Origin of the sequence: Candidatus Leptofilum sp., from assembly GCF_965223525.1 — a bacterium.
Lineage (GTDB): Bacteria > Chloroflexota > Anaerolineae > Promineifilales > Promineifilaceae > Leptofilum.
In genome coordinates this window covers 866,933-880,112 of the sequence record NZ_OZ245005.1, presented here as the reverse complement: position 1 = coordinate 880,112, position 13,180 = coordinate 866,933, and the positions used below count along the sequence as shown (strand labels likewise).

The 13,180-nt window shown below is 51.8% G+C and carries 11 protein-coding genes; all 11 read left to right on the top strand.

Annotated elements, in window-relative coordinates:
* The first annotated feature begins 20 nt into the window (after window positions 1–20).
* Window positions 21–839: a sulfotransferase domain-containing protein gene (locus ACOQPM_RS20850; RefSeq protein WP_420632185.1), complete on the top strand. Its 819-nt coding sequence runs from the start codon at window positions 21–23 to the stop codon at window positions 837–839.
* Between the two features lie 50 nt (window positions 840–889).
* Complete coding sequence (locus tag ACOQPM_RS20845; protein ID WP_420632184.1) at window positions 890–2,251, top strand: glycosyltransferase; 1,362 nt, start codon at window positions 890–892, stop codon at window positions 2,249–2,251.
* Window positions 2,248–3,183, top strand: a complete 936-nt coding sequence (locus ACOQPM_RS20840; protein WP_420632183.1) for an NAD-dependent epimerase/dehydratase family protein — start codon at window positions 2,248–2,250, stop codon at window positions 3,181–3,183. The genes ACOQPM_RS20845 and ACOQPM_RS20840 overlap by 4 nt, the downstream gene beginning before the upstream one ends.
* 53 nt (window positions 3,184–3,236) lie before the next feature.
* Window positions 3,237–4,604 carry a sulfatase gene (locus tag ACOQPM_RS20835; RefSeq protein WP_420632182.1) on the top strand — a complete coding sequence of 456 codons (1,368 nt, stop codon included), beginning with the start codon at window positions 3,237–3,239 and terminating at the stop codon, window positions 4,602–4,604.
* Window positions 4,605–4,608: 4 nt separating this feature from the next.
* Window positions 4,609–5,865 (top strand): glycosyltransferase family 4 protein, encoded by a 1,257-nt coding sequence (locus ACOQPM_RS20830; RefSeq protein ID WP_420632181.1) that lies wholly within the window; start codon window positions 4,609–4,611, stop codon window positions 5,863–5,865.
* 147 nt (window positions 5,866–6,012) lie between these two features.
* Window positions 6,013–7,203: a glycosyltransferase gene (locus ACOQPM_RS20825; protein ID WP_420632180.1), complete on the top strand. Its 1,191-nt coding sequence runs from the start codon at window positions 6,013–6,015 to the stop codon at window positions 7,201–7,203.
* The gene (locus tag ACOQPM_RS20820; RefSeq protein ID WP_420632179.1) at window positions 7,200–8,606 is read left to right on the top strand and encodes an O-antigen ligase family protein; all 1,407 of its coding nucleotides are present in this window, start codon (window positions 7,200–7,202) and stop codon (window positions 8,604–8,606) included. Before ACOQPM_RS20825 ends, ACOQPM_RS20820 begins: the two co-directional genes overlap by 4 nt.
* Window positions 8,607–8,661: 55 nt before the next feature.
* A complete protein-coding gene (locus ACOQPM_RS20815) occupies window positions 8,662–9,489 on the top strand; it encodes a sulfotransferase domain-containing protein (RefSeq protein WP_420632178.1) in 828 nt (275 codons plus the stop codon).
* Between the two features lie 6 nt (window positions 9,490–9,495).
* The gene (locus ACOQPM_RS20810; protein WP_420632177.1) at window positions 9,496–10,410 is read left to right on the top strand and encodes a glycosyltransferase family 2 protein; all 915 of its coding nucleotides are present in this window, start codon (window positions 9,496–9,498) and stop codon (window positions 10,408–10,410) included.
* A gap of 50 nt (window positions 10,411–10,460) precedes the next feature.
* On the top strand, window positions 10,461–11,705 hold the full coding sequence (locus ACOQPM_RS20805) for a glycosyltransferase (RefSeq protein WP_420632176.1): 1,245 nt from the start codon (window positions 10,461–10,463) through the stop codon (window positions 11,703–11,705).
* On the top strand, window positions 11,698–13,071 hold the full coding sequence (locus ACOQPM_RS20800) for a hypothetical protein (RefSeq protein WP_420632175.1): 1,374 nt from the start codon (window positions 11,698–11,700) through the stop codon (window positions 13,069–13,071). Before ACOQPM_RS20805 ends, ACOQPM_RS20800 begins: the two co-directional genes overlap by 8 nt.
* Window positions 13,072–13,180: the final 109 nt, after the last annotated feature.

Below are 13,180 nucleotides of genomic sequence, written 5' to 3'. Positions count from 1 at the left end.
GAGCAGGAGGCAATTCAACAATGCGAGAAAAAATTCGGTCGGTTCAAAAGCGGCTGTTGGCAAAACAACATGAGATGAAAAAAGACCGGCAACGTCGGCGGTTCAACCCAGAAAGGAATTCTGTGCCTATCTTTTTGGTGGGATGCGGCCGTTCTGGCACGTCTATGTTCATTTGGCAGTTAGATAAATCGTGGCAAATCAAGCTGTACAATGAAGATCATCCCGCCGCGTTTGATGAATACAGATTGCGGGATTACAGTGTGGTAGAGAATTTAGTAGATGAGAGCAATGCCCCTTTTACGCTGTTCAAGCCAATTTTAGATACCGTGCAGACGATGGAACTGCTCGATCATTTCCCCGGTTCAAAGGCGATATTCGCCTTTCGACATTACACCGATGTTATTAACTCTTCACTGAAGTTGTTTGGCACCTATAACCGAATAAATCATGTGAAAGGGTGGACGCACGAAGATTTTGCCGAGTTTGATGTGTGCCCGCCGCCAGAAGCCAGCAAGGAGGTCGTGCGGGCTTTGTGGTCAGATAATCTCTCGCCGGAAGAAGGTGCTGCGCTTTATTGGCTCTTCTACAACCGACTTTATTATGATTTAGGACTTCACGACGACCCGCGCACGATTTTGATTCGTTACGAGACGTTGGTTACGGAGCCTCGACAGCAGTTTGAGAAGGTGATTGCCTTTTTGGAGGCTGAATTTGAGGAGGAGATGGTGGAGGGCGTGCACGCCAAATCGATCAATAAAAACGATCCGCCGCCGCTGCGCCCGGCTATCTTCAAGGCGTGCGAGGCACTGTATGAAAAAATGTCGCAGCATGCAGCTTGAATTGGTAATTAGTAATTGCCCAATTACCGGTATGGTAGCTTGAGTAACGTATGAAGATTGCACTGTTAACCCACAAGATGAAGCCGCCGCTGATTGGCGGGGTGGATGTGTACACGGATCGTTTGGGGCGGGGGCTGTTGCGCCTGGGGCATGAGGTTGTTTATTTGGCGTTTGATTCGTCTGGCGAGGGCGAGCAAATTGTTGTTGAGCCAGATGAGCATCATGATGGTACGGCCGTTCATCGCATATTCTTCAATTTTGATTCCCTATCCAAAGAGACGTTCGACACGGTGTATAATCCGGAAATGGGACGGGTCACCCGACAGATTTTGGCGGAAGAAAAGCCTGATTTTGTCATCATCCTCAACTTTTACATGCTGACGCTGGCGACGGTGGAAGCGGCCAAGTCGCTGGAGATTCCTGTGGCTCACGTAGCCACTGATTTTGTGCCGGTGTGCCGCTGGGGAACCTTCATGCGTTGGGATAACCGCACTTGCGAAGTGGGTGAATCGGTGCAGACTTGTGCTTCCTGTTTCATTTCGCATCGTTCGTTGGGTAAGATGATGGGGTCGGTGATGGAGAAGTTGCCAGAGCAAACGGTGGTGAATTGGGCAGAGAAAAATGCTGGTTTGCCGCATCCACTAGGGTTGGTACGGCCGTTTCTCAACCATGCCTTTGTGATGAAGAAAAGATTGGACAGGATACGGCCGCTCCGCCAACAAATTGATCTTGTCCTCGTGCCCACGCGCTTTACCGAAAAAACGTTCATTGAAAATGGCTTTGCATCTCAGCAAGTTCACTTTTTGCCGTTTGGGGTGGATGTTGATAATCCGCTAGCCATTACGCCCAAAACCGAAGCTGACCAGGTGCGCTTCATGTTTTTGGGGCGATTGCAGCCATACAAAGGTTTGCATCTGGTACTGGAAGCATTCAACAGCCTGCCCAATCCCAACGGGGCGACGCTCACTGTTTATGGTGCGCCAGACGGCCATGATGACTACTTTGCCAACTTGCAGCAGATGATGGACGCGAACCCCAACGTCCATTTTGCCGGGCTGATTCCGCCTACGGAGCTAGCCCGCGCCTTTGCCAATGCCGACATTTTCTTGCTGCCCTCCACCTGGCATGAAAATAGCCCGCTCATATTGCTAGATGCGCTGCAATCCAAAACGCCGGTGCTTGCCAGCGACATTGGCGGCGTCAGCGGCATTGTGGAACACAATCGCAATGGCCTACTCTTCTCCCGCGAAGATGTTGCCGCGCTGCGGTCTGAAATGCAGCGGCTTATTGATCAGCCAGACCTCATTGCCCAACTGCAAGCAGGCAGTGACTTACCCAGCATCGAGTCGTACGCGGAGAACATCGTAGAGAAGATGGCGGCGTTTTTGCCTAAACAGGCAGGTGTGGCGTGAGCCGTGCTTTGGTTGTGGGCGGCAATGGCTTCATTGGCGCACATCTCGTGCAGAAGCTAGTAGACAGTGGCTGGGACGTGACGGTGCTGCACAAGTATGAACAGCCGCGCTACAGCAAAATGCCAGATGCAGTGCGTTTTTTTCGGGGCGATCTGACCCAAGAATCGCTCTTGGAAGATGTGGTGGCAGGGCAGGATGTGGTGTTTCATTTGCTGTGGACAACGACGGCCATTCATGAAGTTGCCAACCGCGATCCAGCGGCAGATGTGCAGGCCAATTTGGTGCCAACCATTCATCTGATTGAGGCGTGCCGGGCAGCCGGGGTGGGGCGGTTACTTTTTACGTCATCGGGCGGGACGGTGTACGGCCGTACCCAAACCATTCCCATCGCCGAAGATCATCCCAACAACCCCATCACCGCCTACGGCGTTAGCAAGCTCGCCGTCGAGAAATATTTGCAGATGTTCAACCATTTGCACGACCTGGATTTTGCGGTGGTACGGCCGTCTGTACCGTATGGCCCGTACCAAAATCCTCTGGCGCGGCAGGGGGCAGTTGCCGTATTTTTGTATCGCGTAGCCAAAGGACTGCCCCTCACCATTTGGGGGGACGGCAGCGTCACTCGCGATTACTTTTACATCTCTGATTTGGTAGATGCTTTGATTTTGGCTGGTACACAATCCTTGAACAACCAGCGCATCTTCAACCTCGGCGGAGCAGAAGAAGTGTCGCTAAATCAACTCATCGCTTTGGCAGAAGAAACGGTCGGGCGCAAAGCGAAGGTGGAGTACCAATCTGCCCGCGATTTTGATGCACCCCGCGTGTTGCTAGACACTCAGCATGCCGAGACGGTGCTGGGCTGGCAGCCGAAAGTGCCAATGAAAGATGGTTTGGCTAAAACTTGGGAGTGGATGCAAGCCACAATTTTGTAATCATCAGACCTGTCAGGTTTACAAAACCTGACAGGTCTCAACTAGAGTAAATTATGACTAAACCGAACATTCTTTTGCTAACGATTGATACCTTACGCGCCGACACGCTTGGCTACGCAGGCTACAAAAAACCCATCACCCCAAACATTGATAAATTAGCCTCACAAGGGATTCGCTTCACCCAGGCGATTACGCCCGGCTCTTGGACACAAGCCGCCTTTCCCGGCATTATCACCTCGACTTATGCTTGCATGTACGGCGGCTGTTTGGGGCGACTGTCACCGGAACGGCCGTCTCCGGTAAAAATTATGGGAGATGAAGGTGGCTACGAAACGGCCGCATTCTCCACCAGCCCCCTCCTCAGCCGCACCTACGGCTACGACCGTAAATTTCAACGGTTCAACGATCTCAATCCGGGCGAAAAAAGCCCCAAAATTCGCGGCATAAAGGGTGGGCAAGCGTTGCTTCGCCGGCCAATTGTCCACCAGATTGCCAAGTTGTTTGGTCAAAATTGGCGGCCACCCAAGCTGTACGCCACCGCCGCCGAGCTAAATGATGCCGCCATGCCTTGGCTGGCCAGCATCGGCGAGCCGTTTATGGCCTGGCTGCACTACATGGACGTCCATTGGCCGTACCATCTGGAAGATGAGCTTACCAAGCCCAAAGATATTGCCGACGCTTGGGCCGACCTCTCCCACCTGCATGAGGTGAACTGGCACGGCGCACCCGTTACGCCAGAACAAAAGGCACGCTACATTCGCCTCTACGAAGAGGCCATCGCCTACACCGATGCCCAAATTGGCCGTTTGATGGATTTTCTGGATGAGACTGGCTTGGCAGACAATACTGTCATTGTGCTGGTCTCTGATCACGGCGAGGAGTTCCTGGAGCGGCGGCATTGGGGGCACGTAGAGCTGAATCTGTATGATGAAATCCTCAAAGTGCCAATGCTCATGCGAATTCCCGGCGTGCCGGGTAATCAGGTGATTGGCCAGCAGGTGAGCACCATGGACATTATGCCCACGCTGCTGGAGCTGGCAGGCTGCCACATTCCCGAAAAAGTGCTAGGCAAAAGCCTCGTGCCGCTGTGGGATGGCGATCCGGCCGATTACGGCGTAGAAGTCGCCATTGGCGAAAGATGGCGCGATACCTCGCACATGATCGCTGTCCGTACCGAAGAGTACAAATACATCTGGGACGATGCCAAGCCTGACGAGCCTTTACTGTTTGATTTACGCCGTGACCCGGAGGAGCGCAACAACATCGCTGCTGAAAATCCGGAGGTGGTAGAGGCATTGCACCAGCATGTGGACGCGCAGTTAGAGCGGATGCGACGCACCGCTCCAGCAGAAATGTCTAAAGAACCCGTGCTGGACGAAGAGATTGTGGAGCGTCTGCGCGGTTTGGGGTATGTTGAATAATCTTATGCGCGTTTTATTTATTACCGCATACTTCCCGCCTTGCCAATATGGTTGGGGCTATATGCGTATCTGCGAGCAGGTGGCCGATGGTCTGGCCGAGCGGGGTCATGAGGTGGCTGTACTTACAAGTACTTACCAGGACGGCTCCGAAGTGAAGCCGTACCCCGTTTTTCGCCATCTAACGATTGAACCGGATTGGTTATTGTCAGATTCCCCGGCCAAGCAATTTTTCTTTGGGCGGAAGGAACGGGAGCGTACGGCCGTTTCCCACCTCAACCAAACCATTCAACAGTTCAAACCTGATGTACTCTTCATTTGGGATGCCTTTGGCTTGTCAGACGTGATGCTGCACGAGGCTGAACAATCTAGCGTGCCGGTAGCCTACTATTTTGCCAACTACTTGCCAGAATTTCCTGGTGGCTATGTGCATTATTGGTCCTCGGTAAATAGCCACCCGCTGGTGAAGCTAGCTAAGTTCCCCATGTCGCTGCTGGCTAAGACGATGCTGGCGCGGGAGGGCAAGCCCATCAAGCTGAAGTATGAACACACGATTAGCGTCAGCGACTATGTGCGCCAGAGGCTCCTTTCGCAAAACCTCATCGGGGCAGATGCGATTGTGGCTCCCAATGCGGTAGATTTGACGATGTTTAGCGGCGAACCGCGCCAGCCAGAGCCAGACGCGCCGCTGCGCTGCCTGGTGGCAGGTCGCGTTGCCCCAGAGAAAGGGATTCACACCATTTTGCGCGCCTTCGGCCAGCTTCACGAAAAAGGCCAGCTACAAAACATCTCGCTTACCATTTTGGGCAAAGGCACCGATGAGTATAAGGAACATCTTAAGCAACTGGTGGTACGGTACCAGCTAGAGAAATTTACAAATTTCGCCGAGCCTGTCCCCATCGAAGCAATGCCCACCATCCTGGCCGAACATGATTTGCTGCTGCTGCCGTCTGAGTGGGATGAACCGCTTTCTTGCTCGATGCTAGAGGGTATGGCAGCGGGTCTCATGGTTATTGGTACAACGCGAGGCGGCAGCGGTGAAGCACTTTTTCATGGCAAAACGGGTCTCACCTTTGCCGATGGCCAACCAGACGCCCTGGCTGAACAGCTTTTGGCCGTGATGCAGGATCGCAGCCTGGTAGCGCGTTTGGCGGCAGCAGGCAAAGTGGAAGTAGAAACCAATTTCAACATGGATGTTTCGGTTTCTCGTATTGAAGATTATTTAGGGGAACTGGCTGGAGTGAAAACGGCCGTTCCCAATTAACCTTTTTTTGCATGTCACCGCTGAGGGTTAAATCCCCAGGCTATGTTGTGCAAGCCCAAAGGGGCTTCCGTGACTAGCTCCAACAAAGTAACCTAAAAACACAGACATTCTCCAAAATCTCTGTGTTCTCTGTGGTAAAAACTTTGAATGAATATCTTATTTCTGTCTCGCTGGTATCCTTTTCCGCCTAACAACGGCTCCAAGCTGCGGGTTTTTCACCTGCTGCGGGCGTTGGCGGCTAGGCACACCATCACCTTGCTCAGCTTCCGTGAACAACAAGAAGTTGTAGATACCAATGCCCCAGAAATCCAGGCACTTTGCCACGAGATTCATACCGTCCCCTGGCCGAAGTTTAATCCTACGAGCGGCACCTCGATTGCTGGCTTGTTTAACCCCAAGCCCCGCTCGGTTTTAGACAGCCACTCCCCAGAAATGGTGGCCAAAATTCAGCAGCTTATTGCCGAGAACCAGTTTGATGTGATTATTGCTTCGCAGGTGGGCACGGCGGGATACGGCCGTTACTTCCAAAACATCCCTGCCCTCTTTGAAGAAGTGGAGATGGGCATTTACCATGAGCAGCTTGCCCAGGCCGAGTCGTTCAAATCTAAATTGCGCTATCGGCTGACGCTGGCCAAGCAAACCAATTATTTGAGTGAGCTGTTGCAATATTTCAATACCTGTACAGTGGTTTCAGAGCCGGAACAGAACTTGGTGAAAACGGCCGTGCCCGGTTACCAAAACGTTGAAATTATTCCCAACTGCATGAATTTGGAAGATTATAATCAGGTGCGCGTGGCGAAACGGCCGAATTCGCTCATATTCACTGGCTCCTTTACCTACCACGTCAACTACCAGGCGATGGAATGGTACGTGGGCGAAGTCAATTCGCTGGTGCAGGCACGAATTCCAGATGTGCAGCTCAGCATCACCGGCGACCACGTCAACTTGCCTTTGCCACCCGCCAATAACGTTACCCGTACTGGCTTTGTAGATGATATTCGTAGCTGGATCGCTTCCTCCTGCATTAGCTTAGTTCCCATTTTCATGGGCGGCGGCACCCGCCTCAAAATTTTAGAGGCAATGGCCTTGCGTACACCCGTCGTGGCCACCAGTAAAGGGGCGGAGGGGCTGGATGTGGAACACGGCAAACATCTGCTTCTGGCCGATACGCCTCAGGCGTTTGCCGATGCGGTCGTCAGCTTGCTGCGCGACCCAGCCCTGTACCAGCAAATTGCTGAAAACGGCTATCAGCTTATTGCCGAAAAATATGATTGGCCTTCCGTTACCCCACACTTTCTCAACCTAGTCCAGCGGACGGCCGAGGCTAAAAAAGTATGACATCATTTATTCAAAAAACATTCCGCACAAGTGAGGGGCGGCGCTGGCTCCAGGTTCTGGTGATGATCGGTGCCTTGGTGCTGAGTTTGCTTATTGCTCAAACCAATCCCCAAATTTCCATATTGGTGGTTATAGCTGCCTTGCCAATCGTGGCGGTTGGGGCTTATCTGCTGGTTCGGTATCCACCAATCGGCTTTTTGCTGATCATTGCCATCTCAACTGTGTTCAAGATTGATATTCCACCGATTGGCCTCATTGCCACAGTTATTTTGCTGCTAACTTTGCTATGGGTTGTAGATATGGTTGTGCGGCAGCGGGAGATCAATTTTGTCAATTCGCCGACGATGACACCGCTTGTATTTTTTACGGCCGTTGTCATCCTCTCCTTCATTGTGGGGCAGCTTCCCTGGTTTTCCATTGCCCAGGTGCCAATTGACAACCAGATTGGTGGCGTTGCTATCTTCATTCTTTCCTTTGCCGCCTTCATTCTCGTTGCCCACCAAATCCGCGATATTCGCTGGCTTAAATGGATGGTTTTCCTCTTCTTAGGCTTGGCTGGCCCGGCCGTTTTAATTGGGATGCGCGTTGTACCTGGCTGGCGACAGCTTAACCAGCTTTTGTTGCATCCTAAAACAACTGGCGGCAGTCTTTTTTGGTTGTGGCTAGCCGCCATGTCCTTTAGCCAAATGCTATTCAACAAGAAGTTAGCCATAAAGTGGCGTGGCGTATTGCTAGCTATCCTTCTTGGCTACCTTTACTTAGCTTTGGGTCGTAACCGAGCCTGGACTTCTGGCTGGGCACCAACGTTTGTGACGCTATTTATCATTATTTGGGTAGCCCGCCCCAAATGGGCCATGCCGCTCACTATGGTGGGCGTTGCCAGCCTCATCTTGCTATTCCAACCCATTTACAATGCTGTTTTCATAGGTGACAATGAATACAGTGCAGTCACCCGGCTAGAAGCGTGGCGAATTGTCGGCGAAATTATCAAGGTAAACCCAGTTTTAGGGCTTGGCCCAGGAAATTATTATAACTATACCCTTCTATTCCCAATTCTCGGCTGGTATGTAGAATTTAACTCACACAACAACTACGTTGATATTGTGGCGCAAACGGGCATTTTGGGTCTCATCTGCTTCATCTGGTTTGTGGTTGTAACCTGGCGGCTTGGTTGGCGGCTGCGGAACCAGGTGCCAGCCGACGGCTTCACGCAAGCGTTTGTTTACGGAGCGCTTGGTGGCTTGGCAGGCTCCGTCGCCGCAGGCATGTTAGGAGACTGGGTGCTGCCATTTGTGTACAACATCGGCATATTTGGCTTGCGAGCCAGCATCTATGCCTGGCTTTTCCTAGGGGGATTGGTAGCCATAGACCAGATTCGTCTGGCGGGCGGCCATCTTGATTAAAAAGTTAACACATCAGTGGCTGGGGATGCCTTGGCCGTTCTAAGAAGGTGACAATATGTTAGGTCAATTGTTTGCTGTAGCTGGGGAAGAAATAAAATTCAGCTACGTTTATTTGAAACATCAAATTGGTAGCACACAGCAAAGCCGCGCCAAGGTTTTGGTGAACGGCAGCCCCAAATCGGGCACGACTTGGATGCTAAAAATGATTGCCTCGTTACCTGGCTATGAGGAGATTGGCAATTATTATGGCGATTTGCAAAAGTACCACACCACGGAAGCAGGCCATGTTATTCATGGGCACGATGCTTACTCCCCAGAGCTGAAAAATATTTTACTGGCAGAGGGCATCAAGGTAATTTTGATGTTGCGTGACCCGCGCGATCAGCTCGTTTCTCGTATGTTCCACGTGAAGCGCAGCACCAACCATGTGTGGAATGAGCGCATGAAGGCAATGGAAAACGATGAGGCGTTGATGTTGTGCATTGAGGGGCGGGAAAAGCTGCCCGGTATGTACGACATGATTGCCCTCGCCCAAAGCTGGCTGAACGGCAATGCTGAAGCGTTGGTGGTACGGTACGAAGATTTGCTGGCAGATACCGTTCCTCACTTTAACACCGTTTTGGAATATTTAGGCATTCGCAACAACCAGGGATTGGCGGAAGTGATTGTGGAGCGGAATCGCTTTGCACGTCTTTCTATGGGCAAGCGCATTTGGCAAAACCAGCGTAAGCCTGGTCAGGAAGATGCCAAATCACATTTCCGCAAGGGCATTGTGGGGGATTGGCGCAATTACCTGAAGCCAGAGCATATTCAGCGATTTAAGGAACTGTGTGGTCAGCAGCTTATTGAATTGGGATATGAGCAGGATTTGGATTGGTCGTAGCGAAAAATGAAATTGTCAATTGTCATTGTTAGCTGGAATACGAAGGATTTACTGGAAGCGTGCCTGAACTCTGTTTACGCTTACCCACCTGATGAGCCTTTTGAGGTGTGGGTAGTTGATAATAAGTCTAAAGACGACACGGTGGCAATGGTTAGGGAGAAGTTTCCGCAAGTAGACCTGATTGCTAGCGAAGAGAATTTGGGGTTTGCCGGGGGTAATAATCGAGCGATTCCACATTGCAGTGGCGACTATGTGCTACTGTTGAACCCTGATACGGAAGTGAAACCAGATGCGCTTAACGCGCTTGTTGCCTTCATGGACGCTCATCCTGAGGCAGGTGCTTCGGGGTCTCGTTTGCTGAATGCGGATGGCACGCTGCAACCTTCTTGCCATCCAAGACCCACCTTGAGCCGTGAGTTTTGGCGGATGTTTTATTTGGATAAACTGATCCCATATGGCAGTTACAAGATGCACAAGTGGGATGTGACCCAACCTCGTGAGGTTGATGTGTTGATGGGTGCATCGTTGTTGATTCGAAAACAGGTGCTTGATACGGTTGGCCTGCTGGATGAAGAGTATTTTATGTACTCTGAAGAGGTGGATTTATGCTACCGGCTGCAAAAGGCGGGGTGGAAGCTGTTTTGGGTGCCACAGTCTCAGGTGGTGCATTTTTGGGGACAAAGTGCCAAGCAGGTAATGACGGAGATGTTTTTGCAGCTTTACCGGGCCAAGCTGCGCTTTTTCCGTAAGCATTATGGTTGGTTAACGGCAATTCTCTACAAGTTTGTGTTAGGTCTGGCGGCATTGCTTCGTTTGGGGCTGGCACCTTTGTCTTGGCTACGTAAATCTGAAAAGAGTGGTTACCAGTTGCACATGGCGCAGCATTACGGCCGTCTTCTCATCACGCTCCCATCCATGTAAAGTCAGTAAACAATTATCAGTGGTCAGTAAACAGTAATCAGGATTTGATAATGCGGATATTATTTCTCACCCAAATTATCCCTTACCCGCCAAATGCGGGGCCTCGTGTGAAGACGTGGCACGTTTTGCGCTATCTGTATGAACGTGGGCATGATGTGACGTTGGCTTCGTTTGTCCGTGAAGAGGAACGGCCGTATCTATCTAAGCTGGATGAGGTGTGTACAGCCGTACATACCGTGCCGATTAACCGCTCCCGCGTGGCAGATGTAGGGTATTGGTTGCAGAGTCATGTGTCGGGACGGCCGTTCCTAATTGAGCGGGATGATTTGAAGGGGATGCGCCAGATCGTGCAGAAGTTATTGGCGGAGCAAGAGTTTGATGTGGTTCATGCCGATCAGCTGACGATGACCCAGTTTGCTTTGGATGCGAAGGAGATTGGTGGGAGGAAACGACCGTACATCATCTTCGACGCTCATAACGCCACCTGGTCCATTTGGGAGCGGATGCGCGAAAATGCCCCCTGGTTTCTCAAACCCGTCTACCAAATCGAAGAAAACCGCATCAAAAAGTACGAAGGAATGCTGGTTGAGCAGTTTGACCACACGATGGTGGTCATTGATCCAGACAAGGATTTGCTGCTGTCCGGGGTGAAAAACGGCAACATGGCTGCATTAGAAGCACGTATCAGCTCCATCCCCATTGCCGTGGATGCGGAGGTGTTGCAGCCCATCCAGCGTCAGGAAGGTTCGCGCAATATTTTGACGCTGGGTACGTTAAGCTACCCGCCCAATGCCGATGGCATTCGTTGGTTTTTGCAGGAGATTTTCCCGCTGGTACAGCAGCAGGTACCAGATGTGACGCTTACCGTCATTGGCAAGAACCCGCCGGCTGATTTTGTGCAGATGGCGCAGCAGTCTGGCGGGGCAATTGAAGTGACGGGATACGTGGATGATTTGACGCCGTACATGGAAGCGGCCGCTTTGATGGTCGTGCCGGTACGGGCGGGCAGCGGCATGCGGGTGCGGCTGCTGGAAGCATTTGCCAGGGCGATGCCCACTGTGACCACCACCATTGGTCTGGAAGGGATCATCGCAGAGGCCGACAAGGAAATTTTGCTGGCAGACGATCCGCAAAGTTTTGCGACGGCTACGGTGAATTTGTTAAATGATCCGGATTTGCAAGAGATGTTGGCGGTAAACGGCCGTAAATTAGCCGAAGGGCGTTACGATTGGCGGGCGGTGCTCAAACAGATGGATGCGGTTTATGCCCGGGCGGAGGCCGAAAATTATGCCTGACAAGTTGAATGAACTGCTCAAAAATCCTAAAAGGGTTTTTATCGGCATTTTGGCTATTTCGGTGTTGCTGCGCGTATTTACCGGCATTGTTTTTTACGGCAATGAGATTCAGGCTTTGCCCGGCACGTTTGACGAAGTTTCCTACCATAATTTGGCCCTGCGAGTGATGGATGGGCATGGCTTCTCATTTGGGGAACGCTGGTGGCCCGGAACGGCCGCAAATGAACCCACGGCTCATTGGTCATATTTATACACGGGGTATCTCATTGCGATTTACGCCATTTTTGGCGCCAGCCCGCTGCTGGCACGTATTTTGCAGGCAATCATCGTGGGAGTTGTGATGCCTTGGCTACTGTATCGGCTCACCTTCCGCATTTTTGCACCGCAGGCGCGGGGCGAAGGCATGTTTAGCCACAGGCTAGGGGTGGCACGCGCCCAGCGTATTGCCCTGCTGGCTGCAGCCATTGGTGCCATTTACATTTACTTTTTCTACTACACGGCCTCGCTCATCACCGAGGGTTTTTACATTACCGGGATTTTGTGGGTGTTTGATACGGCCGTCTCCATCACCCAATCATCTAAGGTAACCACCAGGCAGTGGGCGACGCTGGGGTTGGCATTGGGGCTTACTATTTTGTTGCGGCAGCTGTTTTTGCTGGTGATGCCCTTTGTGTTGCTTTGGTTGTGGTGGGCGAAACGGCCGTCACTCACCAGTTTTGTGCTACCAGTGGCCATGGTTATTTTGATGATTGCCCCCTGGACCGTCCGAAACTACCGTGCCTTTGACCAAATTGTGCCGCTAAACACCAATTCCGGCTTTGCTTTCTTCTGGGGTAACCACCCGCGTTACGGCACCCGGTTCATCCCCATCCTGCCCTCTGGCGAATATTACCGCATGATCCCCGATGAACTGCAAGCGCAGGGATTGAATGAGGCCGAAATGGACTCTGCTCTGCTTTCAGAGGCGTTGGAAATTATTGCCGCCGATCCAGGACGATATGTGCTGCTCTCGCTTAGCCGCATTCCCACCTACTTCATGTTTTGGCCGTCTGGCGATTCCAGCCCGGTGAGCAATTTGTCTCGCGTGGGCAGCTTTGGCCTCTTTTTGCCCTTTATGGTTTATGGGCTGTTCCTAACGTTGCGACAATCTTTTGCTTCTTGGCGCGAACGGTTAGCTTCGCCGTTTACCTTGCTTTATTTATTCATGCTGGTTTACACAGGCATTCATATCCTCACCTGGACGCTCATTCGTTACCGCATTCCGGTTGATGTGGTACTGGTTATCTTTGCCGGATATGGCTTGTTAGATTTAGCCGAGCGGGTTTTGGCAAGACGGGGCTCAGCTGGGGTAACGGCCGTTTCCTGACCTCTGGTGTAAGGCTTGGTGAAAGGTTAAATCAGTACCATGCAACACAGACCGGAAAACTATTTTAGGCAACATCCGGGGATGGAGTCACCTCAGCTAGAGCGACGCG

Bases quoted from the DNA above. Each gene is read 5' to 3' on its own strand.
- ACOQPM_RS20805 (WP_420632176.1), top strand. From the start codon at position 10,461: ATGCGGATATTATTTCTCACCCAAATTATCCCTTACCCGCCAAATGCG.
- ACOQPM_RS20830 (WP_420632181.1), top strand. From the start codon at position 4,609: ATGCGCGTTTTATTTATTACCGCATACTTCCCGCCTTGCCAATATGGT.
- ACOQPM_RS20810 (WP_420632177.1), top strand. From the start codon at position 9,496: ATGAAATTGTCAATTGTCATTGTTAGCTGGAATACGAAGGATTTACTG.
- ACOQPM_RS20815 (WP_420632178.1), top strand. From the start codon at position 8,662: ATGTTAGGTCAATTGTTTGCTGTAGCTGGGGAAGAAATAAAATTCAGC.
- ACOQPM_RS20850 (WP_420632185.1), top strand. From the start codon at position 21: ATGCGAGAAAAAATTCGGTCGGTTCAAAAGCGGCTGTTGGCAAAACAA.
- ACOQPM_RS20825 (WP_420632180.1), top strand. From the start codon at position 6,013: ATGAATATCTTATTTCTGTCTCGCTGGTATCCTTTTCCGCCTAACAAC.
- ACOQPM_RS20845 (WP_420632184.1), top strand. From the start codon at position 890: ATGAAGATTGCACTGTTAACCCACAAGATGAAGCCGCCGCTGATTGGC.
- ACOQPM_RS20800 (WP_420632175.1), top strand. From the start codon at position 11,698: ATGCCTGACAAGTTGAATGAACTGCTCAAAAATCCTAAAAGGGTTTTT.
- ACOQPM_RS20820 (WP_420632179.1), top strand. From the start codon at position 7,200: ATGACATCATTTATTCAAAAAACATTCCGCACAAGTGAGGGGCGGCGC.
- ACOQPM_RS20835 (WP_420632182.1), top strand. From the start codon at position 3,237: ATGACTAAACCGAACATTCTTTTGCTAACGATTGATACCTTACGCGCC.